This is a genomic window from Streptomyces sp. NPDC030143, assembly GCF_055573695.1.
In genome coordinates this window covers 95,840-120,210 of the sequence record NZ_JBVIAY010000021.1, presented here as the reverse complement: position 1 = coordinate 120,210, position 24,371 = coordinate 95,840, and the positions used below count along the sequence as shown (strand labels likewise).

The 24,371-nt window shown below is 71.0% G+C and carries 18 protein-coding genes; 4 read left to right on the top strand and 14 right to left on the bottom strand.

Annotated elements, in window-relative coordinates:
- Nucleotides 1-13: 13 nt before the first annotated feature.
- The 4 genes from ACZ4YY_RS29735 to ACZ4YY_RS29720 are packed head-to-tail and all read left to right on the top strand — an operon-like array spanning nucleotide 14 to nucleotide 5,901.
- Nucleotides 14-1,357: an ABC transporter substrate-binding protein gene (locus tag ACZ4YY_RS29735; RefSeq protein ID WP_468297097.1), complete on the top strand. Its 1,344-nt coding sequence runs from the start codon at nucleotides 14-16 to the stop codon at nucleotides 1,355-1,357.
- The gene (locus tag ACZ4YY_RS29730) at nucleotides 1,354-2,250 is read left to right on the top strand and encodes an ABC transporter permease (RefSeq protein ID WP_468297093.1); all 897 of its coding nucleotides are present in this window, start codon (nucleotides 1,354-1,356) and stop codon (nucleotides 2,248-2,250) included. The genes ACZ4YY_RS29735 and ACZ4YY_RS29730 overlap by 4 nt, the downstream gene beginning before the upstream one ends.
- A complete protein-coding gene (locus tag ACZ4YY_RS29725) occupies nucleotides 2,234-3,010 on the top strand; it encodes an ABC transporter ATP-binding protein (protein ID WP_468297090.1) in 777 nt (258 codons plus the stop codon). Before ACZ4YY_RS29730 ends, ACZ4YY_RS29725 begins: the two co-directional genes overlap by 17 nt.
- 11 nt (nucleotides 3,011-3,021) lie before the next feature.
- Nucleotides 3,022-5,901 carry a fumarate reductase/succinate dehydrogenase flavoprotein subunit gene (locus tag ACZ4YY_RS29720; protein ID WP_468297087.1) on the top strand — a complete coding sequence of 960 codons (2,880 nt, stop codon included), beginning with the start codon at nucleotides 3,022-3,024 and terminating at the stop codon, nucleotides 5,899-5,901.
- A 232-nt stretch (nucleotides 5,902-6,133) separates the two neighbouring features.
- Here the strand turns inward: ACZ4YY_RS29720 and recQ are convergent, their stop codons facing one another.
- The 14 genes from recQ to ACZ4YY_RS29650 form a co-directional block, all read right to left on the bottom strand.
- Nucleotides 6,134-8,266 (bottom strand): DNA helicase RecQ, encoded by a 2,133-nt coding sequence (gene recQ / locus ACZ4YY_RS29715; protein WP_468297196.1) that lies wholly within the window; start codon nucleotides 8,264-8,266, stop codon nucleotides 6,134-6,136.
- Between the two features lie 397 nt (nucleotides 8,267-8,663).
- Nucleotides 8,664-10,313 (bottom strand): NADH-quinone oxidoreductase subunit NuoN, encoded by a 1,650-nt coding sequence (gene nuoN / locus ACZ4YY_RS29710; protein ID WP_468297084.1) that lies wholly within the window; start codon nucleotides 10,311-10,313, stop codon nucleotides 8,664-8,666.
- The gene (locus ACZ4YY_RS29705) at nucleotides 10,310-11,881 is read right to left on the bottom strand and encodes an NADH-quinone oxidoreductase subunit M (RefSeq protein WP_468297081.1); all 1,572 of its coding nucleotides are present in this window, start codon (nucleotides 11,879-11,881) and stop codon (nucleotides 10,310-10,312) included. The genes nuoN and ACZ4YY_RS29705 overlap by 4 nt, the downstream gene beginning before the upstream one ends.
- A gap of 5 nt (nucleotides 11,882-11,886) precedes the next feature.
- Complete coding sequence (gene nuoL, locus ACZ4YY_RS29700) at nucleotides 11,887-13,851, bottom strand: NADH-quinone oxidoreductase subunit L (protein WP_468297078.1); 1,965 nt, start codon at nucleotides 13,849-13,851, stop codon at nucleotides 11,887-11,889.
- 15 nt (nucleotides 13,852-13,866) lie between these two features.
- On the bottom strand, nucleotides 13,867-14,166 hold the full coding sequence (nuoK, locus tag ACZ4YY_RS29695; RefSeq protein WP_468297074.1) for an NADH-quinone oxidoreductase subunit NuoK: 300 nt from the start codon (nucleotides 14,164-14,166) through the stop codon (nucleotides 13,867-13,869).
- Nucleotides 14,163-15,038: an NADH-quinone oxidoreductase subunit J gene (locus ACZ4YY_RS29690; RefSeq protein ID WP_468297070.1), complete on the bottom strand. Its 876-nt coding sequence runs from the start codon at nucleotides 15,036-15,038 to the stop codon at nucleotides 14,163-14,165. Before ACZ4YY_RS29690 ends, nuoK begins: the two co-directional genes overlap by 4 nt.
- Nucleotides 15,035-15,676, bottom strand: coding sequence for an NADH-quinone oxidoreductase subunit NuoI (gene nuoI / locus ACZ4YY_RS29685; protein WP_468297065.1), 642 nt, complete (start codon nucleotides 15,674-15,676; stop codon nucleotides 15,035-15,037). The genes ACZ4YY_RS29690 and nuoI overlap by 4 nt, the downstream gene beginning before the upstream one ends.
- Complete coding sequence (gene nuoH / locus ACZ4YY_RS29680; protein ID WP_468297060.1) at nucleotides 15,669-17,030, bottom strand: NADH-quinone oxidoreductase subunit NuoH; 1,362 nt, start codon at nucleotides 17,028-17,030, stop codon at nucleotides 15,669-15,671. Before nuoH ends, nuoI begins: the two co-directional genes overlap by 8 nt.
- Nucleotides 17,027-19,531 (bottom strand): NADH-quinone oxidoreductase subunit G, encoded by a 2,505-nt coding sequence (locus tag ACZ4YY_RS29675; RefSeq protein ID WP_468297056.1) that lies wholly within the window; start codon nucleotides 19,529-19,531, stop codon nucleotides 17,027-17,029. Before ACZ4YY_RS29675 ends, nuoH begins: the two co-directional genes overlap by 4 nt.
- The gene (gene nuoF, locus ACZ4YY_RS29670) at nucleotides 19,528-20,874 is read right to left on the bottom strand and encodes an NADH-quinone oxidoreductase subunit NuoF (protein WP_468297053.1); all 1,347 of its coding nucleotides are present in this window, start codon (nucleotides 20,872-20,874) and stop codon (nucleotides 19,528-19,530) included. The genes ACZ4YY_RS29675 and nuoF overlap by 4 nt, the downstream gene beginning before the upstream one ends.
- Entirely contained in the window at nucleotides 20,874-21,743 is an 870-nt protein-coding gene (nuoE, locus tag ACZ4YY_RS29665; RefSeq protein ID WP_468297050.1) for an NADH-quinone oxidoreductase subunit NuoE, read from the bottom strand. The genes nuoF and nuoE overlap by 1 nt, the downstream gene beginning before the upstream one ends.
- Complete coding sequence (locus ACZ4YY_RS29660) at nucleotides 21,740-23,062, bottom strand: NADH-quinone oxidoreductase subunit D (RefSeq protein ID WP_468297047.1); 1,323 nt, start codon at nucleotides 23,060-23,062, stop codon at nucleotides 21,740-21,742. Before ACZ4YY_RS29660 ends, nuoE begins: the two co-directional genes overlap by 4 nt.
- Complete coding sequence (locus tag ACZ4YY_RS29655; protein WP_468297044.1) at nucleotides 23,059-23,814, bottom strand: NADH-quinone oxidoreductase subunit C; 756 nt, start codon at nucleotides 23,812-23,814, stop codon at nucleotides 23,059-23,061. Before ACZ4YY_RS29655 ends, ACZ4YY_RS29660 begins: the two co-directional genes overlap by 4 nt.
- Nucleotides 23,811-24,365 (bottom strand): NuoB/complex I 20 kDa subunit family protein, encoded by a 555-nt coding sequence (locus ACZ4YY_RS29650; RefSeq protein WP_009310345.1) that lies wholly within the window; start codon nucleotides 24,363-24,365, stop codon nucleotides 23,811-23,813. Before ACZ4YY_RS29650 ends, ACZ4YY_RS29655 begins: the two co-directional genes overlap by 4 nt.
- Nucleotides 24,366-24,371 lie beyond the last annotated feature (6 nt).

The following is a 24,371-nucleotide window of genomic DNA, read 5'->3' as shown; positions in this document are numbered from 1 at the left end:
GGCCCCACCACCCATGAAACGCACGGCAGTCTCCCTCGTCACGGCCGTTTCGCTGCTCCCCCTGTCCGCCTGCGGCGGCAGCGCGGAGGCGGGCAGCGGCGCCACGGTCACCGTCACCGTCGGCTACCAGTCCAAGACCATCAACACCGTCACCGCCGGAACCCTGCTGCGCTCCCTCGGCTACTTCGAGCAGCAGTTGAACGCGCTCGGCGACGGCACCACCTACAAGGTGAACTGGCAGGACTACGCCACCGGCGCGCCCATCACCGCCCAGATGACCGCGGGGAAGATCGACATCGGGTCCATGGGCGACTTCCCGCTCCTCATCAACGCGGCCCGCGGCCGGCAGCTCGGCACACCCACCCACCTGGTCTCCGTCACCGGCTACAACCTGCGCGGCGGGCTCAACACCATCGTCACCGCACCCGACTCCGAGCTCACCTCCCTGAAGGACCTCCGGGGCAAGAAGGTCTCCACGAGCGTGGGATCCGCCGCCGACGGCACCCTCGTACGGGCCCTCCGACGCGCGGGCATCGACCCGGACAAGGGCATCGAGAAGCTCAACCAGCAGCCCGCCGTCGGCGCGTCGGCCCTCACCTCGGGGAACGCGGACGCGCTCTCGCAGTTCGTCGCCTGGCCCGGCCTGCTCGCCTTCCAGGGCAAGGCCAAGGCCCTGTACGACGGCGCCGAGCTGAACCTCCCCACCTTCCACGGCGTCACCGCCCGCGAGGCCTTCGCGAAGAAGCGCCCCGCCGTGCTGGAGGCCTTCCTGAAGGCGCAGGCGCAGGCCACCGACTACCTCAACGCCCACCCCGTGGCCGCCGCCGAGAAGGTGGCGCAGGCCACCGGGCTGCCGGCCGAGGTCGTCTACCTCTACAACGGCGCCCACGGCATCTCCACCTTCGACCCGTCCGTCAAGCCGCAGCTCGTCTCGGCGCTCAAGCAGGACGTGTCGATCCTGAAGGCCGCGAAGCTGACCGGGGACATCGACGTGGACTCCTTCGTCGACGACCAGTACGTCAAGAAGGCCCTCGGATCCGCGTACGGCGAGCGGCTGACCGCCACGCCCGCCCCCGCCTCGGGCGAGGTGTGGACGAAGGGCGCCACCGCGACCCGCCCCTTCACCTCACCCACCGAGCTGCTGCGGTACGTGGCCGCACACCGCGACGACGTCCGCGCCGCCTACGTGCCCGACGCCACCACCGGCACGCTCTGGTTCGCCGACCGGGCGATCTGGGTGGCCGACGGCACCGCACTGCTGCCCTTCGTCGCCCCGGCGACCGCGCGGGCCTACGTCGGCGCCCACGGCGGTGCGCGCGTCGTCCCGTACGCCGAGGCCCTGGAGCGTGCCGCATGACGCGGACCGCTCCGCGCGCCGGCCGCTACGCGCTGCGCCTGCTGTCCCTGGCCGCCGCCCTCGGCCTGTGGCAGCTGCTGACCGGCCTGGACGTCGACCTGTGGCTGCGCTTCTCGCAGTTCCCCACGGTCACCGACGTGGCCCACGCCTTCGCCGACCGGGTCACCGGCGGCGACTACTGGACCGACCTCACCGACAGCCTCACCCGTATCCTCACCGGGTTCCTGCTGGCCGCCGTCCTGGGCGTGGCCACGGGCGTGCTCGTGGCGCGCTCGCGGCTCGCCGAGGACCTGCTCGGCCCGGTGCTGGAAGTGCTCCGCCCCATCCCGGCGATCGCCCTGGTCCCCGTCGCGATCCTGCTGTTCCCCTCCAACGAGCAGGGCATCGTCTTCATCACCTGCGCCGCCGCCTTCTTCCCCGTCCTGGTCTCCACCCGGCACGCGGTCCGCGCGCTCACCCCCGTCTGGGAGGAGGCCGTACGGACCATGGGCGGCGGCCGGTGGCGGATCCTCTTCTCGGTCGTCCTGCCGGGCGCGCTGCCCGGCATCTTCGGCGGCCTGTCCGTCGGCATCGGCGTGTCGTGGATCTGCGTGATCTCCGCCGAGATGATCTCCGGCCAGTACGGCGTCGGCTACCGCACCTGGCAGGACTACACGGTCGTCGACTACCCCGGCGTGTTCGTCGGCATGGTCACCATCGGCGTCCTCGGCTGGCTCACCTCCACCGCCGTGGAGGTCCTCGGCCGCCGCCTCACCCGCTGGCTGCCCCGCACCTCGTACGTCCCCGGGGCGCGGCCACGCCCCGCCCGGGTCACCGCACCCGCGTCGCCCGCCCCCGACGCCGTCCGTACCGGCGCCGAGCCCGAGGAGGCCCGCGATGAGCACCTCGTCTGAGACGAAGACCGCCCTCCCCGCACCGGTGGGGGGCACCCGGCTCGCCCTGCGCGCCGCCACGCTCGGCCGCCCCGACGCCCCCGCCCTCGCCGACGTCGACCTGGACGTCGCACCCGGCGAGATCCTCACCGTCGTCGGCCCCTCCGGCTGCGGCAAGTCGACCCTCCTGCGCACGCTGGCGGGCCTCCTCGCCCCGCTCGCCGGGGAGATCACCCAGGACGGCCGTCCGCTGACGGGGCCCTCCGCCGAACGCGCGCTGGTCTTCCAGGAGGACGCCCTCCTGCCCTGGCGCACCCTGCGCGCCAACGTCGAACTCCCCCTCGCCGTCCAGGGCCTGCCCCGCGCCGAACGCAGGACGCAGGCACAGAGCTGGCTCGACCGCGTCGGACTCGCCAACCTGGCACGGCAGTTGCCCCACCGGGTGTCCGGCGGGCAGCGCCAGCGCGCCCAACTGGCGCGCGCCCTCGCCGGCCGCCCCCGCGCCGTCCTCATGGACGAACCGTTCGGCGCGCTCGACGCGCAGACCCGCGCGGGCATGCAGGACCTCCTGGTGAAGGTGCTGCACGGCACCGGCGCGACCGTCGTCTTCGTCACCCACGACGTGGACGAGGCCCTCTTCCTCGGCGACCGCGTCGCCGTGCTCGGCGCGGGCGGCCTCACCTCCGTCCGGGACGTCCCCCGCCCGCGCGAGCGCACGGCCCGCGACGACCCCGCGCGCGTGGCCCTGCGGCGCGACGTCCTCACCTCCCTCGGTTCGTGAAAGGCACTCCGGTGGCCACCCCCGTGAACACCCTTCGGCAGATCCCCCCGCTCGCCGAGGCGCAGGAGCTGACCTGCGACGTCCTCGTCATCGGCGGCGGCACCGCCGGCACCATGGCGGCCCTGACCGCCGCCGAGAACGGCGCGAACGTCCTGCTGCTGGAAAAGGCGCACGTCCGTCACTCCGGCGCCCTCGCCATGGGCATGGACGGCGTCAACAACGCGGTCGTCCCCGGCCGTGCCGAGCCCGACGACTACGTCGCCGAGATCACCCGCGCCAACGACGGCATCGTCGACCAGTCCACCGTCCGCCAGACCGCGACCCGCGGCTTCGCCATGGTGCAGCGCCTGGAGTCGTACGGCGTGAAGTTCGAGAAGGACGAGCACGGCGAGTACGCGGTCCGCCAGGTCCACCGCTCCGGCTCCTACGTCCTGCCGATGCCGGAGGGCAAGGACGTCAAGAAGGTCCTGTACCGGCAGCTGAGGCGGCGGGAGATGCGGGAGAGGATCCGCATCGAGAACCGGGTGATGCCGGTGCGCGTGCTGACGTCCGCCGAGGACGGGAGCGCCGTGGGGGCGGCGGGCTTCAACACCCGCACGGGACAGTTCGTCACCGTCCGCGCGGGCGCCGTGATCCTCGCGACCGGGGCCTGCGGCCGGCTCGGACTGCCCGCTTCCGGCTACCTCTACGGCACCTACGAGAACCCCACCAACGCCGGCGACGGCTACGCCATGGCCTACCACGCGGGCGCCGAGCTCACCGGTATCGAGTGCTTCCAGATCAACCCGCTGATCAAGGACTACAACGGGCCCGCCTGCGCGTACGTCGCCAACCCCTTCGGCGGCTACCAGGTCAACCGGCACGGCGAGCGCTTCGTCGACTCCGACTACTGGTCCGGCCAGATGATGGCCGAGTTCGCCGCGGAGGTCGCGAGCGACCGGGGCCCGGTGTACCTGAAGCTGAGTCATCTCCCGGAAGAGTCGGTCTCCGCCCTCGAGTCGATCCTGCACTCCACCGAGCGGCCCACCCGCGGCACCTTCCACTCCGGACGCGGCCACGACTACCGCACCCACGACGTCGAGATGCACATCTCCGAGATCGGCCTGTGCGGCGGCCACTCCGCGTCGGGCGTCCGCGTCGACGACCACGCCCGCACGACCGTCCCGCGCCTGTACGCCGCCGGAGACCTGGCCTGCGTCCCGCACAACTACATGATCGGCGCGTTCGTCTACGGCGACCTGGCGGGCGCGGACGCCTCCCGGTACCGCCCCTACGACGGCCCGTTGCCGGCCGACCAGCTCCGCGAGGCGCACGAGCTGATCTACCGCCCGCTGCGCAACCCGGACGGCCCGCCGCAGACCCAGGTCGAGTACAAGCTGCGCCGCTTCGTGAACGACTACGTGGCACCGCCGAAGTCCGGCGCCCGCCTGTCCCTGGCACTGGAGGCGTTCGAGCGGATGCACGCGGACATCGCCGCGATGGGCGCCCGCACCCCGCACGAGCTGATGCGCTGCGCCGAGGTGAGCTTCATCCGCGACTGCGCGGAGATGGCCGCGCGCGCCTCCCTGGCCCGCACGGAATCCCGCTGGGGCCTCTACCACGACCGCCTCGACCACCCCCGTCGCGACGACGCCTCCTGGTTCCACCACCTCGATCTGCACAAGTCCCCCTCCGGTGCGATGGAGTTCACGGCCCGTCCCGTGGCTCCCTATCTGGTTCCGGTCGACGAGTTCACCCCGGTCGGCGGCCCCTCCCGGTATCTGGGCGAGGTCCGTGCCGAGGACGTGGCCACGGCCGGCCCGCGCGAGGTGGCGCCGGTGGCGTCCCGCCCCGAGGGCAGCGCAGACGAGCACGGCGCCCTCGGCACGGACACCGCTCCCCCGGTTCCCCCCGCGCCCGGATCACCGGCCCTGCCATGGGCAGAACCGCACCCGGAGCAGGCCTCCCCGCGTCTCCTCGCCCTCGTCGCCCTCGCCGAGGAACAGCCCGACCTCGACGCCCTGCGCCCCTATCTGACCGACCCCGCGCCCGCCGTCCGCCGCGAGGCCGTCACCGTCCTCACGGAGACCGTGCCGCCGGGCACCGGGCCCGCGCTGGCCGCGGCACTGGGCGACACGGCCGTCGAGGTGCGGGCCGCCGCCGCGGCCTCCCTGCGCGAACTGGTCGAGACCCTGCCGCCCGAACCCGCCCTGCGCGACGGCCTGGCCGCCGCCCTGGCCGTGCCCGACCCCGTCGTCCGCGCCGCCGCTCTGGACGTCCTGCGCGCCCTGCGTCTCGGGGACGCCGAGCTGTTCGCCGGTTCTCTCGCCGACACCGACATCGGCGTCCGGATCGAGGCCGTGCGCGCCCTCGTCTCGGTCGACGCCGCCGACGCACTGGCCCACGCGGCCGCCGCCGAGCCGTCCCGCGAGGTCCGTGTCACGATCGCCAAGGCCCTGGCCACGGTGGCCGCCGGACGCCTGGACGGCGACTCCTCCACCGCCCTGGACACCACCCCGGTCACCGGCCGCTCACCCGCCTTCCTCCGTACGGTCCTCGCCTCCCTGTCCTCCCTCACCACCGACCCCGACGCCCTGGTCCGCGGCGCCGCTTACGGTGCGCTGGGCACCACCGGCTGCCCGGCCACCCTCACCGACCGCGCCGTGGCCGCCCTGGACGACCCGGCCTGGCAGGTCCGCGCCGGCGCCGCCACCGCCCTGTCCGCCGCCGAACCCGACCCGGCCGTCCCGGCCCTCGCCAGGGCCCTGGCCGACCCCAACGCGGACGTCCGCAAGGCCGCCGTCCTGGCCCTGACCCGGCACCGCGCCACCGACGGGGCTCGGGCCGCCCTCGCCACGGCCACGACGGACACGGACGCCGACGTCAGGGCGTACGCGGCACGAGCCCTCTGAGAGCTCCGGACAAAAGGGGATGCCGATCAGCTCGCGGCGTCCGGTGCGTGCGATCGCAAGGCGCCGAAAGCACCTCGTAGCGGCACTACCAGGGGCGTTCGGCAACGCGGCGAGCGTGCGTGCCGGGCGTCGCGAGCCGGGCTCCCCTCTTGTTCGGAGCTCTGACAGCCCGCCCCGGCCCAGGCGGACGCCGACCGACGTCGTAGCCGTCCTAGGCCCCGCGCGGTTTGCGCTATATCCAGTCGGGCTCCGGCTCGGTCTCCCAGCCGTCCCAGTCGTCCGGGCCGTCCGGGCCGTCCGGGCCCACTGGAGCGGGCCGAGCCGAGGCGGATGCGGACGCGGGAGCCGAGACGGAGGCGGGAGCGGAGGCGGAGGCGGGAGCGGGAGCGGAGGCGGAGGCGGGAGCGGAGGCGGAGGCGGGAGCGGAGGCGGAGGCGGTCGCCGGCTCCGGCTCCGGCTCCGGCTCCGGTGTCCCGCCCAGCGACGCCAGTACCCCGATCACGCCCTCCCCGTACGTCGCCAGCTTCTTCTCGCCGACGCCGCCGATGCCGCCGAGCTGCTGCACCGACGTCGGCCAGACCGTGACGATCTCCCGCAGGGTGGCGTCGTGGAAGATGACGTACGCCGGGACGCCCTGCTCACGCGCCTGTTCGGCACGCCAGGCCCGCAGGGCCTCGAAGGCAGGCAGCAGTTCCTCGGACAGCTCGGCCGCGGCGGCCTTGGACCTGCCCCTGCCGGAGGACGAGCCCGACGCCTTCGCCGTCACCGGCTTCTTCGGCTCCTTGCGCAGCGGCACCTCCCGCTCGCGCCGCAGCACCGCCCCGCTGGCCTCCGTCAGCACCAGCGTGCCGTAGTCGCCCTCGACCGCGAGCAGCCCCTGCGCGAGCAACTGCCGTACGACGCCTCGCCACTCACCCTCGGTGAGCTCCTCGCCGATGCCGAACACCGACAGCTGGTCGTGGTCGAACTGGATCACCTTGGCCGTGCGCTTGCCCATCAGGATGTCGACGATCTGCACCGCGCCGAACTTCTGCCCGCGTTCCCGCTGGAGTCTGACGATAGTGGACAGCACCTTCTGCGCCGCGATCGTGCCGTCCCAGGTCTCGGGCGGGGCGAGGCAGGTGTCGCAGTTGCCGCAGCCCGCCGGGTCCGGATCCTGCCCGAAGTAGGCGAGGAGCTGCCCCCGTCGGCAGCGGGCCGTCTCGCACAGTGCCAGCATCGAGTCCAGATGCGCCGCCGCCCGTCGGCGGAACACCTCGTCACCCTCACCGGACTGGATCAGCTTGCGCTGCTGGATGACGTCGTTGAGGCCGTATGCCATCCAGGCCGTCGACGGCAGGCCGTCCCGCCCGGCGCGGCCGGTCTCCTGGTAGTAGCCCTCGATCGACTTGGGCAGGTCGAGGTGGGCGACGAAGCGCACGTCCGGCTTGTCGATGCCCATGCCGAAGGCGATGGTCGCCACCACGACCAGCCCCTCCTCGCGCAGGAACCGCGATTGGTGCGCCGCGCGCGTGCCCGCGTCCAGACCGGCGTGGTACGGCACCGCCTCGACGCCGTTGCGCGAGAGGAACTCGGCCGTCTTCTCGACGGAGTTCCTGGAGAGGCAGTAGACGATTCCCGCGTCGCCCGCGTGTTCCTCGCGCAGGAAACCCAGCAGCTGCTTCTTGGGGTCGGCTTTCGGCACGATGCGGTACTGGATGTTGGGCCGGTCGAAGCTGGCCACGAAGTGCCGCGCCGTCGGCATGTTCAGCCGCTGGGTGATCTCCTGGTGCGTGGCGTGCGTGGCCGTCGCCGTCAGGGCGATCCGCGGGACGTCCGGCCAGCGCTCGCCGAGCAGGGACAGGGTCAGGTAGTCGGGGCGGAAGTCGTGGCCCCACTGGGACACACAGTGGGCCTCGTCGATCGCGAAGACCGCGATCTTGCCGCGCGAGAGCAGGTCCAGGGCGGAGTCCATGCGCAGCCGCTCCGGCGCGAGGTAGAGCAGGTCCAGCTCGCCGGCCAGGAACTCCGCCTCGACCACGCGCCGCTCGTCGAAGTCCTGCGTCGAGTTCATGAACCCGGCGCGCACACCGAGCGCACGCAGCGCGTCCACCTGGTCCTGCATCAGCGCGATCAGCGGGGAGACGACCACGCCCGTACCCGGCCTGACCAGGGCCGGGATCTGGTAGCACAGCGACTTGCCGCCACCGGTCGGCATGAGGACGACCGCGTCCCCACCGGCCACCACGTGCTCGATGACGGCTTCCTGCTCGCCCCGGAAGGCCTCGTATCCGAACACCCGGTGCAGCGTGGCCAGCGCCTCGCTCTCCGTACCCGGCATCCCGGTGGTTCCTGGCATCTCGATGATCCCGCCCGTCCCGCCCATCGTCTGGTCCCCCGTACGTCGTCCCTCGACCACTGCCTCCACGATAGGGGTCAGGACTGACATCGCCGGAGTTGTCCACAGACCCGATCCGGTCACGCTCCGTGTCCACCGCTCGTGACCCGTCACCCTCGGCTCACCATCGGCCGCCCGCCGCCCGCCCTCGGACCCCGCCCCCGTCACGCGTCCCGCCGCCCACCCCGTGGCCCGTCCGCCCCCGCCGCTCGTCCTCATGCCGCCCCCGCCGCTCGTCCTCATGCCGCCCCGCACCGCTCACGCCATCCCTCCCCCGCGCGCACCTCCTCGTCCAAGGCCGCCGCCGTCGGGGGTGAGGCCGGCCGACGGCAACGGGCCCCGGCTCCCACTCGGGGAACCGGGGCCCGTCACACGACACCGCGGGTCAGCGCACGAACACCCCCGCCTGTCCCGCCAGGTCCAGGAAGTACTGCGGCGCCACACCCAGCACCAGCGTGACCGCCACGCCGACGCCGATCGCCGTCATGGTCAGGGGCGACGGAACCGCCACCGTCGGGCCCTCGGGCCGCGGCTCGCTGAAGAACATCAGCACGATCACGCGGATGTAGAAGAACGCCGCGATGGCCGACGAGATCACACCGACCACGACCAGCGGTGCCGCACCGCCTTCAGCCGCCGCCTTGAAGACGGCGAACTTCCCCGCGAACCCGGAGGTCAGGGGGATGCCGGCGAAGGCGAGGAGGAACACCGCGAACACGGCCGCCACCAGCGGCGAACGACGCCCGAGCCCCGCCCACTTGGACAGGTGGGTGGCCTCGCCGCCGGCGTCCCGTACGAGCGTGACCACGGCGAACGCGCCGATCGTCACGAACGAGTAGGCCGCCAGGTAGAAGAGCACGGACGAGACGCCGTCGGGCGTGGTCGCGATGACACCCGCGAGGATGAATCCGGCGTGCGCGATGGACGAGTACGCCAGCAGCCGCTTGATGTCGGTCTGGGTGATCGCGACGATCGCGCCGCCCAGCATGGTGACGATCGCGACACCCCACATGACCGGCCGCCAGTCCCAGCGCAGGCCGGGCAGGACGACGTACAGGACGCGCAGCAGCGCACCGAAGGCGGCGACCTTGGTCGCGGCGGCCATGAAGCCGGTGACCGGGGTGGGGGCGCCCTGGTAGACGTCCGGCGTCCACATGTGGAACGGCACGGCGCCCACCTTGAACAGCAGACCCATGACGATCATCGCGGCGCCGATGAGCAGCAGCGCGTCGTTGCCCATGGTGTCCGCGAGCGCCGGGTTCACGCTGGTGACCGTGCCGTCGACGACCTGCGCGATCGTCGCGTACGACACCGAGCCGGCGTAGCCGTAGAGCAGGGCGATGCCGAACAGGGTGAACGCGGACGCGAACGCGCCGAGCAGGAAGTACTTGACCGCGGCCTCCTGCGACATGAGCCGCTTGCGGCGGGCCAGCGCGCACAGCAGGTACAGCGGCAGCGAGAAGACTTCCAGGGCGATGAACAGGGTCAGCAGGTCGTTGGCCGAGGGGAAGACCAGCATGCCCGCGACGGCGAACAGCAGCAGCGGGAAGACCTCGGTGGTGGTGAAGCCTGCCTTGACGGCCTCCTTCTCGCTGTCGCTGCCCGGCACGGAGGCGGCCTGGGCGGCGAAGGAGTCGACGCGGTTGCCGTGCGTCACCGGGTCGAGCCGGCGTTCGGCGAAGGTGAACAGGCCGACCAGGGCGGCCAGCAGGATGGTGCCCTGGAGGAACAGGGCCGGTCCGTCGACGGCGATCGCGCCCATCGCCGCGATGCGGGCCTTGGTGGTGCCGTACCCGTCGGCGGCCAGCGCGACGACCGCGGCGAACGCCGCCGCCAGCGCCACGACGGCCACGAAGAACTGGGCGTGGTAGCGGTACTTTCGCGGCACGAAGGCCTCGACCATGATCCCGACGATCGCCGCGCCGACGACGATCAGGGTGGGCGACAGTTGCGCGTATTCGATCTTCGGCGCGTCGATCTTCGCGATCGGGTCGGCCGCGGTTGTCCACAGGCTGTGGACGGCTGCTGTGCTCACTTGGCCGCCTCCACCTCGGGCTGAGGGTCTTTCTGCTGTACGTCGGACAAGGTCTGCTTGACCGCCGGGTCGATGACGTCCGTGACCGGCTTCGGGTAGACGCCCAGGAAGATCAGCAGCACGATCAGCGGGGCGACGACGACGAGCTCCCGCACCCTCAGGTCCGGCATCGCGGAGACCTCCGGCTTCACCGGGCCGGTCATCGTCCGCTGGTAGAGGACGAGGGTGTAGAGCGCGGCGAGGACGATGCCGAAGGTGGCGATGATCCCGATCACCGGATAGCGCGAGAACGTGCCGGCCAGGACCAGGAACTCGCTCACGAACGGCGCCAGTCCCGGCAGCGACAGCGTCGCGAGGCCGCCGATCAGGAACGTGCCGGCGAGCACCGGGGCGACCTTCTGCACCCCGCCGTAGTCGGCGATGAGCCGCGAGCCGCGCCGCGAGATGAGGAAGCCGGCGACCAGCATCAGCGCGGCCGTCGAGATCCCGTGGTTGACCATGTAGAGCGTGGCGCCGGACTGGCCCTGGCTGGTCATCGCGAAGATGCCCAGGATGATGAACCCGAAGTGCGAGATCGACGCGTACGCCACCAGCCGCTTGATGTCCCGCTGTCCGACGGCGAGCAGGGCGCCGTAGATGATGCTGATCACGGCGAGGACGAGGATGGCGGGCGTCGCCCACTTCGACGCCTCCGGGAAGAGCTGGAGGCAGAAGCGGAGCATCGCGAAGGTGCCGACCTTGTCGACGACCGCCGTGATGAGCACGGCGACCGGGGCGGTGGACTCCTGCATGGCGTTCGGCAGCCAGGTGTGCAGCGGCCACAGCGGCGCCTTCACCGCGAACGCGAAGAAAAAGCCCAGGAAGAGCCAGCGTTCGGTGTCGGTCGCCATGTCGAGCGAGCCGTTGGCGCGGGCCTCGGCGATCTCCGTCAGCGAGAAGTTCCCGGCGACCACGTACAGCCCGATCACCGCGGCCAGCATGATCAGCCCGCCGACCAGGTTGTAGAGCAGGAACTTCACGGCCGCGTACGACCGTTGCGTGGACGCCGCCTTTTCGCCGTGCTCGTGGGCGCGGTCCCCGAAGCCACCGATGAGGAAGTACATCGGGATGAGCATGGCTTCGAAGAAGATGTAGAAGAGGAAGACGTCGGTGGCCTCGAAGGAGAGGATCACCATCGCCTCGACCGCGAGGATCAGCGCGAAGAAGCCCTGGGTGGGCCGCCAGCGCTTGCTGCCCGTCTCCAGCGGATCGGCGTCGTTCCAGCCGGCGAGGATGATGAACGGGATCAGCAGCGCGGTGAGCGCGATGAGCGCCACCGCGATGCCGTCCACGCCCAGCTCGTAGCGGACGCCGAAGTCGGCGATCCACGCGTGCGACTCGGTGAGTTGGTAGCGGTCGCCGCCCGGGTCGAAGCGGACCAGGACGGCGATCGCCAGGGCGAGCGTGGCGAGTGAGAACAGCAGCGCCAGTGACTTGGCGGCGTTGCGCCGCGCGGCCGGGACGGCGGCCGTGGCGATCGCCCCGATCGCCGGGAGCGCCGCCGTCGCTGTCAGCAGAGGAAAGGACATCGGTATCAGACCGCCCTCATCAGCAGGGTCGCGGCGATGAGGACCGCCGCACCGCCGAACATCGAGACCGCGTAGGAGCGCGCGAAGCCGTTCTGCAGCTTGCGCATGCGCCCGGAGAGGCCGCCGACCGAGGCCGCCGTGCCGTTGACGACGCCGTCGACCAGGGTGTGGTCGACGTAGACCAGGGACCTGGTGAGGTGCTCGCCGCCGCGGACCAGGACGACGTGGTTGAAGTCGTCCTGGAGCAGGTCGCGGCGGGCGGCCCGGGTGAGCAGCGACCCGCGCGGGGCGACGACCGGGACCGGGCGGCGGCCGTACTGGGCGTAGGCGAGCGCGACGCCGAGGAGCATCACGGCCACCGTGGACAGTGTGACCGTCAGCGCGCTGATCGGCGGGTGTCCGTGGTCGTGGCCGGTGACAGGCTCCAGCCAGTGCACGAAGCGGTCGCCGATGCTGAAGAAGGCACCGCCGAAGACCGAACCGACGGCCAGCACGATCATCGGGATCGTCATGACCCGGGGCGACTCGTGCGGGTGCGGCTCGGCGTGCTCGCCGTGCTGCTCCGCGGCCGGTTCGACGCTCGGCTCGGCCGGGGACGGGGTTCGGGCGTGACGCCAGCGCTCCTCGCCGAAGAACGTCATCAGCATCACGCGCGTCATGTAGTAGGCGGTGACGGCCGCGCCCAGCAGTGCGCAGCCGCCGAGGATCCAGCCCTCGGTGCCGCCCTTGGCGAAGGCCGCCTCGATGATCTTGTCCTTGGAGAAGAAGCCGGACAGGCCGGGGAAGCCGATGATCGCGAGGTAGCCGAGACCGAAGGTGACGAAGGTGACCGGCATGTACTTGCGGAGGCCGCCGTACCTGCGCATGTCGACCTCGTCGTTCATGCCGTGCATGACCGAGCCGGCGCCGAGGAACAGGCCGGCCTTGAAGAAGCCGTGCGTCACCAGGTGCATGATCGCGAAGACGTAGCCGATGGGGCCGAGGCCGGCGGCGAGGACCATGTAGCCGATCTGCGACATGGTCGAGCCGGCCAGTGCCTTCTTGATGTCGTCCTTCGCGCAACCGACGATCGCACCGAACAGGAGCGTGACGGCGCCGACGATCGTGACGACGAGCTGCGCGTCGGGGGCCGCGTTGAAGATCGCTCCGGAGCGGACGATGAGGTAGACGCCGGCGGTCACCATGGTCGCCGCGTGGATGAGGGCGGAGACCGGGGTCGGGCCCTCCATCGCGTCCCCGAGCCAGGACTGCAGCGGCACCTGGGCGGACTTGCCGCAGGCGGCGAGCAGCAGCATCAGCGCGATGGCGGTGAGCTGGCCCTCGGTGGCGTCTCCGGCGAGGCCCGCCTCCTCGTGCGTGCCCAGCAGCGGGCCGAAGGCGAAGGTGCCGAAGGTGGTGAACATCAGCATGATGGCGATCGACAGGCCCACGTCGCCGACGCGGTTGACCAGGAAGGCCTTCTTCGCGGCGGTGGCGGCGCTGGGCTTGTGCTGCCAGAAGCCGATGAGCAGGTAGGAGGCGAGACCGACGCCCTCCCAGCCGACGTACAGCAGCAGGTAGTTGTCGGCGAGGACGAGCAGCAGCATCGCCGCGAGGAACAGGTTCAGGTAGCCGAAGAAGCGGCGGCGCCGCTCGTCGTGCTCCATGTACCCGACCGAGTACAGGTGGATCAGCGAGCCGACGCCCGTGATCAGCAGCACGAACGTCACCGACAGCTGGTCGAGCCGGAAGGCGACGTCCGCCTGGAAGCCCTCGACCGGGATCCAGCTGAACAGGTGCTGGGTCAGCGTCCGCTGGTCGGCGTCCCTGCCGAGCAGGTCGGCGAAGAGGACGAGGCCGATCACGAAGGAGGCGGTCGCCAGCAGTGTGCCGATCCAGTGGCCGACGGCGTCGAGCCGGCGGCCGCCGACCAGGAGGACGGCCGCTCCGAGCAGTGGCGCCGCGATCAGCAGCGCAATCAGGTTCTCCACGATTCTTCCGACCCCTTACAGCTTCATCAGGCTGGCGTCGTCGACCGAGGCCGAGTGGCGGGAACGGAACAGCGACACGATGATCGCGAGTCCGACCACGACCTCCGCGGCGGCGACGACCATCGTGAAGAAGGCGATGATCTGGCCGTCGAGATTGCCGTGCATCCGGGAGAAGGCGACGAGCGTGAGGTTGCAGGCGTTGAGCATCAGCTCGATGCACATGAACACGACGATCGCGTTGCGCCTGATCAGTACGCCCGTCGCGCCGATCGTGAACAGCAGGGCGCCGAGATAGAGGTAATTGACCGGGTTCACTTCGACGCCTCCTCGGTCCGCCGGGAGTTCTTCAGGTGCGGCGGGTCGATGGCGGCCCGCTCCAGGCGCTCCTCGGCGCGCCGTTCCAGCGCCTTGAGGTCGTTCAGCGCCTCGGCGGACACGTCCCGGATCTGGCCGCGCTCGCGCAGGGTCTTGCTGACCGTGAGGTCGGACGGCGTGCCGTCGGGCAGCAGGCCCGCGACGTCCACGGCGTTGTGCCGGGCGTACACGCCGGGTGCCGGCAGCGGCGGCAGCTGCCTGCCCTCGCGGACGCGCTGCTCGGCCAGCTCGCGCTGGGTCTTGGCGCGCTCGGTGCGCTCGCGGTGGGTGAGCACCATCGCGCCGACGGCGGCCGTGATGAGCAGGGCGCCGGTGATCTCGAAGGCGAAGACGTACTTGGTGAAGATCAGGGCGGCGAGGCCCTCGACGTTGCCGCCCGCGTTGGCCTCGCCGAGGCCGTTGAACTCCGTCAGGGAGGCGTTGCCGATGCCTCCGACCAGCAGGACGCCGAAGCCGAGCCCGCACAGCAGGGCCAGCCAGCGCTGGCCCTTGATGGTCTCCTTCAGGGAGTCCGCCGCGGTGACGCCGACGAGCATCACCACGAACAGGAACAACATCATGATCGCGCCGGTGTAGACCACGATCTGCACGATGCCCAGGAAGTAGGCGCCGTTGGCGAGGTAGAACACCGCCAGGATGATCATGGTCCCGGCGAGACAGAGCGCGCTGTGCACGGCCCTCTTCATGAAGACGGTGCACAGGGCGCCGATCACCGCGACGGTGCCGAGCACCCAGAACTGGAACGCCTCGCCGGTGGAGGTGGAGTAGGCCGCGAGCTGTGTGGTGGAGTGGGCGGCGAGCTGAGCGCTCATCGGCCGATCACCTCCTCCGCCGCCGGCTCGCCCTCACCGAAGGTGGAGGCGGCCTCCTGGGGGTCCTCGCCCTGGGACACGGCGACCTGCCGCTCGGTGCCGGGCGCGGCCTCCGTCACCAGGCCCCGGTAGTAGTCCTGCTCGTCCGTGCCGGGGTAGATGGCGTGCGGCGTGTCGACCATGCCCTCGTCCAGGCCGGCCAGCAGCTGTTCCTTGGTGTAGATCAGGTTGGCGCGGCTGGAGTCGGCGAGCTCGAACTCGTTGGTCATCGTCAGCGCGCGCGTGGGGCACGCCTCGATGCACAGGCCGCACAGGATGCAGCGGGCGTAGTTGATCTGGTAGACGCGCCCGTACCGCTCGCCCGGCGAGTAGCGCTCCTCCTCCGTGTTGTCGGCGCCCTCGACGTAGATGGCGTCGGCGGGGCAGGCCCAGGCGCACAGCTCGCAGCCGACGCACTTCTCCAGGCCGTCCGGATGGCGGTTGAGCTGGTGCCGTCCGTGGAAGCGCGGAGCCGTGGTCTTCTGCTGCTCCGGGTACTGCTCGGTCAGCCGCTTCTTGAACATGGCCTTGAAGGTCACGCCGAAGCCGGCCACGGGGTTCTGGAAACCGGGCTTGGTCTCCTTGGGCTCCTCAGCCATCGGACGCCTCCTTTCCATCCAGAGATCCGTCACTCTGAGTATCGGGCCCACCACTGACAATCAGCTCCCGCTCCCGGTGCGAGCGGCGCCTGGGCACCGGCGGCAGCTCCTGTCCGGGCAGCGGCGGCACGGGGAACCCGCCCGCCATCGGGTCGAAGCCGGCGGGTTCGGCGGGCGCCTCGGCCTGCTTGCCGCGCTCGCGGAACATGTCCGCGATGAACGAGAGCAGCAGCAGGACCAGGACGGCACCGCCGACGTAGAGGGCGATGTCGGCGAAGTCGTAGTTCTCGTTGCGCAGGGTCCGCACGGTCGCGACGAGCATCAGCCAGGTCACCGAGACGGGGATGAGGACCTTCCAGCCGAGCTTCATCAGCTGGTCGTACCGGACCCGCGGGAGCGTGCCGCGCAGCCAGATGAAGAAGAACAGCAACAGCTGGACCTTGACGGTGAACCAGAGCATCGGCCACCAGCCGTGGTTCGCGCCCTCCCAGAAGCCGCTGATCGGCCAGGGTGCCCGCCACCCGCCGAGGAAGAGCGTCACCGACACGGCCGAGACCGTCACCATGTTCACGTACTCGGCGAGCATGAACATCGCGAACTTGATCGACGAGTACTCGGTGTTGAAGCCGCCGACCAGGTCGCCCTCGGACTCCGGCATGTCGAAGGGGGCGCGGTTGGTCTCGCCGACCATCGTGACGATGTACAGGATGAAGGAGACCGGCAGCAGGACGATGTACCAGCGGTCCTGCTGCTGCTCGACGATCGTCGAGGTCGACATCGACCCCGAGTAGAGGAACACCGACGCGAACGCGGCGCCCATGGCGATCTCGTAGGAGATCATCTGCGCGCAGGAACGCAGTCCGCCCAGCAGGGGGTAGGTGGATCCGGAGCTCCACCCCGCCAGCACGATGCCGTAGATGCCGACCGAGGCGACCGCGAGGATGTACAGCATCGCGATCGGCAGGTCGGTGAGCTGCATCGTGGTGCGCTGGCCGAAGATCGAGATCTCGTTGCCGGCCGGGCCGAAGGGGATCACCGCGATCGCCATGAAGGCCGGGATCGCCGCGACGATCGGTGCGAGGACGTACACCACCTTGTCGGCGCGCTTGACGATGATGTCTTCCTTCAGCATCAGCTTGATGCCGTCGGCGAGCGACTGGAGCATGCCCCACGGGCCGTGCCGGTTGGGGCCGATGCGCAGCTGCATCCAGGCGACGACCTTGCGCTCCCAGACGATGGAGAACAGCACGGTCACCATCAGGAAGGCGAAGCAGAAGACCGCCTTGATCAGGACCAGCCACCACGGGTCGCGGCCGAACATCGAGAGGTCCTCAGCGGCGAGGTACGGGCTCATGCCTCCACCTCCTGGGGGGCGTGGGCGGCGGACGTCGCCGGGCCGATGCGGACGAGGGAGCCGGGCCGTGCCCCGGTGTCGGAGGCGACGCCCCCGCCCACGGAGTTCAGCGGAAGCCACACCACCCGGTCGGGCATCTCGGTGATCCTCACGGGAAGTTCCACGGAACCGGTGGCGCCGGTCATCACGAGGACATCACCGTCCTCGACGCCGGCTTCGGCTGCCGTGGCGGCGGACACGCGCGCGTGTGCGGCGTGCCGCGTCCCGGCGAGCGCCTCGTCGCCCTGCTGGAGGACGCCCTGGTCGAGCAGCAGGCGGTGCCCGGCGAGAACGGCCTCGCCGGCGGCGGGCCGCGGCAGGACGCCCGCGGTCTCCAGGGGTTCGGTGGCCCGCGGTCCGTCCCAGGCGCCGAGCCGGTCCAGCTCCGCGCGCGCGGTGCGCAGATCCGGCAGGCCGAGGTGGACGTCCATGGCGTCGGCGAGCATCTGCAGCACGCGCGCGTCGGCCGGTGCCAGGCGGCGGGTCATCTGGTCGGGCTTGAGCGCGGCCTCGAAGAAGCGGACCCGGCCCTCCCAGTTGAGGAAGGCGCCCGCCTTCTCGGCGACCGCCGCGACGGGCAGGACGACGTCGGCGTGCCGGGTGACCTCGCCCGGCCGCAGTTCCAGCGACACCACGAAGCCGGCCTCGGCGAGCGCCTCACGCGCGCGCGCCGGGTCGGGGAGGTCGGCGACCTCCACACCGGCGACGAGCAGCGCCTGAAGCCTGCCGTCCGCGGCGGCCTCGATGATCTGCCCGGTGTCCCGGCCGTAACGGTGCGGAAGCTCGGCGACGCCCCAGGCGGCGGCGACCTCGTCCCGCGCGCGCGGGTCGGTCGCCGGACGTCCGCCCGGCAGCAGCGACGGCAGCGCCCCCGCCTCGATCGCGCCCCGCTCGCCGGCCCGGCGCGGGATCCACACCAGCTCGGCGCCGGTCGCGGACGCGGCCCGTGCGGCGGCGGTGAGGCCACCGGCGACGGCGGCCAGCCGTTCGCCGACGACGATCACCGCGCCCTCGGCGCGCAGCGCCTCGGCGGCCGTGGCCCCGGAGTCCTCCAGGCCCACTCCGCTCGCGAGGGCGTCCAGCCACTCGGTCTCGGTGCCCGGAGCGGCCGGCAGCAGCGTGCCGCCCGCCTTCTCCAGACCCCGGGTGGCGTGCGTGGCCAGCGAGAACACCCGCTGTCCGTGCTTGCGCCAGGCCTTGCGCAGCCGCAGGAAGACGCCGGGTGCCTCCTCCTCCGACTCGAACCCGACGAGCAGGACGGCGGGCGCCTTCTCCAGCGAGGCGTACGTGACGCCCCTGCCGTCGAGGTCGCGGCCGTGTCCGGCCACCCGCGCCGCCAGGAAGTCGGCCTCCTCGGCGCTGTGCACGCGCGCGCGGAAGTCGATGTCGTTGGTGTCGAGCGCCACGCGCGCGAACTTGCTGTACGCGTAGGCGTCCTCGATGGTGAGGCGACCGCCGGTCAGCACACCGGTCCGGCCGCGGGAGGCGAGCAGCCCCTGGGCGGCGATCTGCAACGCCTCCGGCCAGGAGGCCGGTTCGAGGTCCCCTTCGGCGTTGCGCACCAGCGGCGTCTCCAGCCGGTCGCGCTGCTGCGCGTACCGGAACGCGAACCGCCCCTTGTCGCAGATCCACTCCTCGTTGACCTCGGGGTCCGGGGCCGCGAGGCGCCGCATGACCTTGCCGCGCCGGTGGTCGGTGCGGGTGGCGCAGCCGCCGGAGCAGTGCTCGCACACCGACGGCGAGGACACCAGGTCGAAGGGCCGGGAGCGGAACCGGTACGCGGCCGACGTCAGTGCGCCGACCGGGCAGATCTGGATGGTGTTGCCGGAGAAGTAGGACTCGAAGGGGTCGCCCTCGCCGGTGCCGACCTGCTGGAGCGCGCCCCGCTCGATCAGCTCGATCATCGGGTCGCCCGCGACCTGGTTGGAGAAGCGGGTGCAGCGGGCGCACAGCACGCACCGCTCGCGGTCGAGCAGCACCTGTGTGGAGATCGGCACGGGCTTCTCGTAGGTCCGCTTGCGGCCCTCGAAGCGCGACTCGGCCTGGCCGTGCGACATGGCCTGGTTCTGCAGGGGGCACTCGCCGCCCTTGTCGCAGACCGGGCAGTCGAGCGGGTGGTTGATCAGGAGCAGCTCCATCACACCGTGCTGGGCCTTCTCGGCGACCGGCGAGGTGAGGTGGGTCTTCACCACCATGCCGTCGGTGCACGTGATGGTGCAGGAGGCCATGGGCTTGCGCTGGCCCTCGACCTCGACGATGCACTGGCGGCAGGCGCCGGCCGGGTCGAGGAGGGGGTGGTCGCAGAAGCGCGGGATCTCGATGCCGAGCTGTTCGGCGGCGCGGATGACCAGGGTGCCCTTGGGCACGCTGATCTCGGCGCCGTCGATGGTCAGCGTGACGAGGTCCTCCGGCGGGACCGCCGCCTCTCCCCCTCCGGCGGGAGCGTTGGTGGTCACGGTCATGCGTTCACCTCCGTGCGGTCGGCCCAGGCCGTCGACTTGGCCGGGTCGAAGGGGCAGCCGCGGCCCGCGATGTGCTGCTCGTACTCCTCGCGGAAGTACTTCAGCGAGGAGAAGATCGGCGAGGCGGCACCGTCGCCGAGGGCACAGAAGGACTTGCCGTTGATGTTGTCGGCGATGTCGTTCAGCTTGTCGAGGTCGGACATCGCGCCCTTGCCGGCCTCGATGTCGCGCAACAGCTGCACGAGCCAGTAGGTGCCTTCGCGGCACGGGGTGCACTTGCCGCAGGACTCGTGGGCGTAGAACTCGGTCCAGCGGGTGACGGCACGCACGACGCAGGTCGTCTCGTCGAAGCACTGGAGGGCTTTCGTGCCGAGCATGGAACCCGCGGCACCCACTCCTTCGTAGTCCAGGGGGACGTCGAGGTGCTCGTCGGTGAACATGGGGGTCGAGGAGCCGCCCGGCGTCCAGAACTTCAGGCGGTGGCCCGGTCGCATGCCGCCGCTCATCTCGAGGAGCTGGCGGAGGGTGATGCCGAGCGGGGCCTCGTACTGGCCGGGGCTGGCGACATGGCCGCTGAGCGAGTACAGCGTGAAGCCCGGGGACTTCTCGCTGCCCATCGACCTGAACCACTCTTTGCCGTTGTTCAGGATCGCGGGAACCGACGCGATCGACTCGACGTTGTTCACCACAGTCGGGCACGCGTAGAGGCCCGCGACAGCAGGGAAGGGGGGACGCAGCCGCGGTTGACCACGGCGGCCTTCGAGCGAGTCCAGCAGTGCGGTCTCCTCACCGCAGATGTACGCGCCCGCGCCCGCGTGCACGGTGAGTTCGAGGTCGAGTCCGCTGCCCAGGATGTTCTCGCCGAGGTAGCCCGCCGCGTAGGCCTCGCGCACGGCCTCGTGCAACCGCCGCAGAACGGGGACGACTTCACCCCGCAGATAGATGAAGGCGTGCGACGACCTGATGGCGTAACACGCGATCACGATGCCCTCGATGAGGCTGTGCGGGTTCGCGAAGAGGAGCGGGATGTCCTTGCAGGTTCCCGGCTCCGACTCGTCGGCGTTGACAACAAGATAGTGCGGTTTTCCATCACCCTGGGGGATGAACTGCCATTTCATCCCCGTCGGGAATCCCGCCCCGCCGCGCCCGCGCAGACCGGAGTCCTTGACGTACGCGATCAGGTCGTCCGGCGACATGGCGAGCGCCTTGCGGAGTCCCTCGTACCCCTCGTGCCTCCGGTAGACGTCCAGCGACCAGGACCTGTCCTCGTCCCAGAAGGCCGACAGCACGGGTGCGAGCAGCTTCTCGGGGCTCGGGTCTTTCAGCTCGGGTGCCAAGGTCATCACTCCCCCTCCTCGGCGGTGGGCCCGGCCGGGTGGGCCGGGTCGGAGGCCGACGTGTCCTGCGGCGCGTCGTGCGAACTGAGGTGCTCGGACGGTGACGGCCGGTGCACGGCGTCCTGCGGTTCGTCGTGCGGTCCGCCGTCGCGGGGGTGGACCACACGCGCGGGTGCGGTCTCGCCCTTGGCCAGGCGCAGGCCCACCAGCGACGCGGGTCCCGCGCTGCCGCTCGCCTCGACGGCTCCCTCGCGCTCGTCGGGGAAGCCCGCCAGGATCCGGGCGGTCTCCTTGAAGGTGCACAGCGGCGCCCCGCGGGTGGGCGAGACCGTCCGGCCGCCGCGCAGGTCGTCCACCAGGCGCTTGGCGCTCTGCACGGTCTGGTTGTCGAAGAACTCCCAGTTGACCATCACGACCGGCGCGAAGTCGCAGGCCGCGTTGCACTCGATGTGCTCCAGGGTGATCTTTCCGTCGTCGGTGGTCTCGCCGTTGCCGACGCCGAGGTGCTCCTGGAGCGACTCGAAGATGGCGTCGCCGCCCATCACCGCGCAGAGCGTGTTGGTGCAGACGCCCACCTGGTAGTCACCGCTCGGCCGGCGCCGGTACATGGTGTAGAAGGTGGCGACCGCGGTGACCTCGGCGGTGGTCAGCTCCAGTACGTCCGCGCAGAACCGCATCCCGGTGCGCGTGACGTGTCCCTCCTCCGACTGCACGAGGTGCAGCAACGGCAGGAGCGCGGACCGGGAGTCGGGGTAGCGGGCGATGATCTCGCGCGCGTCCCGCTCGAGCCGGGCTCGGACGTCGTCCGGGTACGCGGGCGCGGGCAGCTCGGGCATGCCCAGGCTGACGCCCCGCTCGGAAGAAGAGGTGGTCACCGGTCGACGCCTCCCATCACGGGGTCGATGGACGCGACGGCGACGATGACGTCGGCGACCTGGCCGCCCTCGCACATCGCCGCCATGGCCTGAAGGTTGGTGAAGGACGGGTCGCGGAAGTGGACCCGGTAGGGGCGGGTGCCTCCGTCGGAGACGGCGTGCACCCCGAGTTCGCCCTTGGGCGACTCGACGGCCGCGTACGCCTGTCCCGGCGGGACGCGGAACCCCTCGGTGACCAGTTTGAAGTGGTGGATCAGGGCCTCCATGGAGGTGCCCATGATCTTCTTGATGTGGTCGAGGGAGTTGCCGAGGCCGTCCGGACCCAGGGCGAGCTGGGCGGGCCAGGCGATCTTGCGGTCGGCGACCATGACCGGGCCGGGCTGGAGCCGGTCCAGGCACTGCTCGACGATCCTCAGGGACTGGCGCATCTCCTCGAGGCGGATGAGGAAGCGGCCGTAGGAGTCGCAGGAGTCGGCGGTCGGGACGTCGAAGTCGTACGTCTCGTAGTCGCAGTACGGCTGCGTCTTGCGCAGGTCGTGCGGCAGGCCGGTGGAGCGCAGGATGGGGCCGGTGGCGCCGAGGGCCATGCAGCCGGCCAGGTCGAGATAGCCGACGTCCTGCATACGGGCCTTGAAGATGGGGTTCCCGGTGGCGAGCTTGTCGTACTCCGGGAGGTTCTTCTTCATCTTCTTCACGAACTCGCGGATCTGGTCCACCGCGCCGGGCGGCAGGTCCTGGGCGAGTCCGCCGGGGCGGATGTACGCGTGGTTCATCCGCAGGCCCGTGATGAGCTCGTAGATGTCGAGAATCATTTCACGATCACGGAATCCGTAGATCATGATCGTGGTGGCACCGAGTTCCATGCCGCCGGTGGCGATGCACACCAGGTGGGAGGACATCCGGTTCAGCTCCATCAGGAGCACCCGGATGATCTTGGCCCGCTCGGTGATCTGGTCCTCGATGCCGAGGAGCTTCTCGACGGCGAGACAGTAGGCGGTCTCGTTGAAGAAGGACGTCAGGTAGTCCATGCGCGTCACGAACGTGGTGCCCTGGGTCCAGGTCCGGTACTCGAGGTTCTTCTCGATGCCGGTGTGGAGGTAGCCGATGCCGCAGCGGGCCTCGGTGACCGTCTCGCCCTCGATCTCCAGGATCAGGCGCAGCACGCCGTGAGTGGAGGGGTGCTGGGGACCCATGTTGACGACGATGCGCTCGTCGTCGGCGCGGGACGCGGACTGGACGACCTCGTCCCAGTCGCCACCGGTGACCGTGTAGACGGTGCCCTCGGTGGTCTCCCTGGGGGAAGCGTGCGAAGTGCTCACGAGTACGACCTCCGCTGGTCCGGAGCCGGGATCTGGGCGCCCTTGTACTCGACGGGGATGCCGCCGAGGGGGTAGTCCTTGCGCTGCGGATGGCCCTGCCAGTCGTCCGGCATCATGATCCGCGTCAGGGCCGGGTGACCGTCGAAGACGATCCCGAAGAAGTCGTAGGTCTCGCGCTCGTGCCAGTCGTTGGTGGGATACACCGAGACCAGCGACGGAACGTGCGGGTCGGCGTCGGGGGCGCTGACCTCGAGGCGGATCAGCCGGTTGTGGGTGATCGAGCGCAGGTGGTAGACGGCGTGCAGCTCGCGCCCCTTGTCGTTCGGGTAGTGCACGCCGCTGACGCCGGTGCACAGCTCGAAGCGCAGGGCCGGGTCGTCGCGCAGGGTGCGGGCGACGCGCAGCAGGTGCTCGCGCTCGATGTGGAAGGTGAGCTCGCCGCGGTCGACGACCGTCTTCTCGATCGCGTTCCCGGGGAGGAGTCCCTGTTCCTCCAGCGCGCCCTCGAGTTCGTCGGCGACCTCGTCGAACCAGCCGCCGTAGGGACGGGCGGCGGGGCCGGGCAGGCGGACCGAGCGGACGAGGCCGCCGTAGCCGGAGGTGTCGCCGCCCTCGGCGGCGCCGAACATGCCGCGCTGGACGCGGATCTCCTCGCCGCCCTGGCCGCGCTGACCGGGGAGGTTGGAGGCGGAGAGGTCCTTCTCGGGGTTGGTCCCGTCGGCCCCTGCGCCGGTGTCGTTGGCGTCGCTCACCGCAGCAGCCCCTTCATCTCGATCGTGGGCAGGGCCTTGAGCGCCGCTTCCTCCGCCTCGCGGGCCGCCTCCTCGGCGTTCACGCCCAGCTTGGAGTTCTGGATCTTCTGGTGGAGCTTGAGGATCGCGTCCATCAGCATCTCCGGGCGCGGCGGACAGCCCGGCAGGTAGATGTCGACGGGGACGATGTGGTCGACGCCCTGGACGATCGCGTAGTTGTTGAACATGCCGCCCGAGGACGCGCACACCCCCATGGAGATCACCCACTTGGGGTTCGGCATCTGGTCGTAGACCTGCCGCAGCACCGGCGCCATCTTCTGGCTGACCCGGCCGGCGACGATCATCAGGTCCGCCTGGCGGGGCGATCCCCGGAAGACCTCCATGCCGAAGCGCGCCAGGTCGTAGCGGCCGGCGCCGGTGGTCATCATCTCGATGGCGCAGCAGGCGAGGCCGAACGTGGCGGGGAAGACGGACGCCTTGCGCACCCAGCCCGCGGCCTGCTCGACGGTGGTCAGCAGGAAGCCGCTCGGCAGCTTTTCTTCGAGTCCCATGACTAA

Excerpts from the sequence above, each read along its gene's own strand:
- ACZ4YY_RS29735 (WP_468297097.1), top strand. The coding sequence starts at position 14 with ATGAAACGCACGGCAGTCTCCCTCGTCACGGCCGTTTCGCTGCTCCCC.
- ACZ4YY_RS29730 (WP_468297093.1), top strand. The coding sequence starts at position 1,354 with ATGACGCGGACCGCTCCGCGCGCCGGCCGCTACGCGCTGCGCCTGCTG.
- ACZ4YY_RS29725 (WP_468297090.1), top strand. The coding sequence starts at position 2,234 with ATGAGCACCTCGTCTGAGACGAAGACCGCCCTCCCCGCACCGGTGGGG.
- recQ (WP_468297196.1), bottom strand. The coding sequence starts at position 8,266 with ATGGGCGGGACGGGCGGGATCATCGAGATGCCAGGAACCACCGGGATG.
- ACZ4YY_RS29705 (WP_468297081.1), bottom strand. The coding sequence starts at position 11,881 with ATGTCCTTTCCTCTGCTGACAGCGACGGCGGCGCTCCCGGCGATCGGG.
- ACZ4YY_RS29690 (WP_468297070.1), bottom strand. The coding sequence starts at position 15,038 with ATGAGCGCTCAGCTCGCCGCCCACTCCACCACACAGCTCGCGGCCTAC.
- nuoI (WP_468297065.1), bottom strand. The coding sequence starts at position 15,676 with ATGGCTGAGGAGCCCAAGGAGACCAAGCCCGGTTTCCAGAACCCCGTG.
- nuoH (WP_468297060.1), bottom strand. The coding sequence starts at position 17,030 with ATGAGCCCGTACCTCGCCGCTGAGGACCTCTCGATGTTCGGCCGCGAC.
- ACZ4YY_RS29675 (WP_468297056.1), bottom strand. The coding sequence starts at position 19,531 with ATGACCGTGACCACCAACGCTCCCGCCGGAGGGGGAGAGGCGGCGGTC.
- nuoF (WP_468297053.1), bottom strand. The coding sequence starts at position 20,874 with ATGACCTTGGCACCCGAGCTGAAAGACCCGAGCCCCGAGAAGCTGCTC.
- ACZ4YY_RS29650 (WP_009310345.1), bottom strand. The coding sequence starts at position 24,365 with ATGGGACTCGAAGAAAAGCTGCCGAGCGGCTTCCTGCTGACCACCGTC.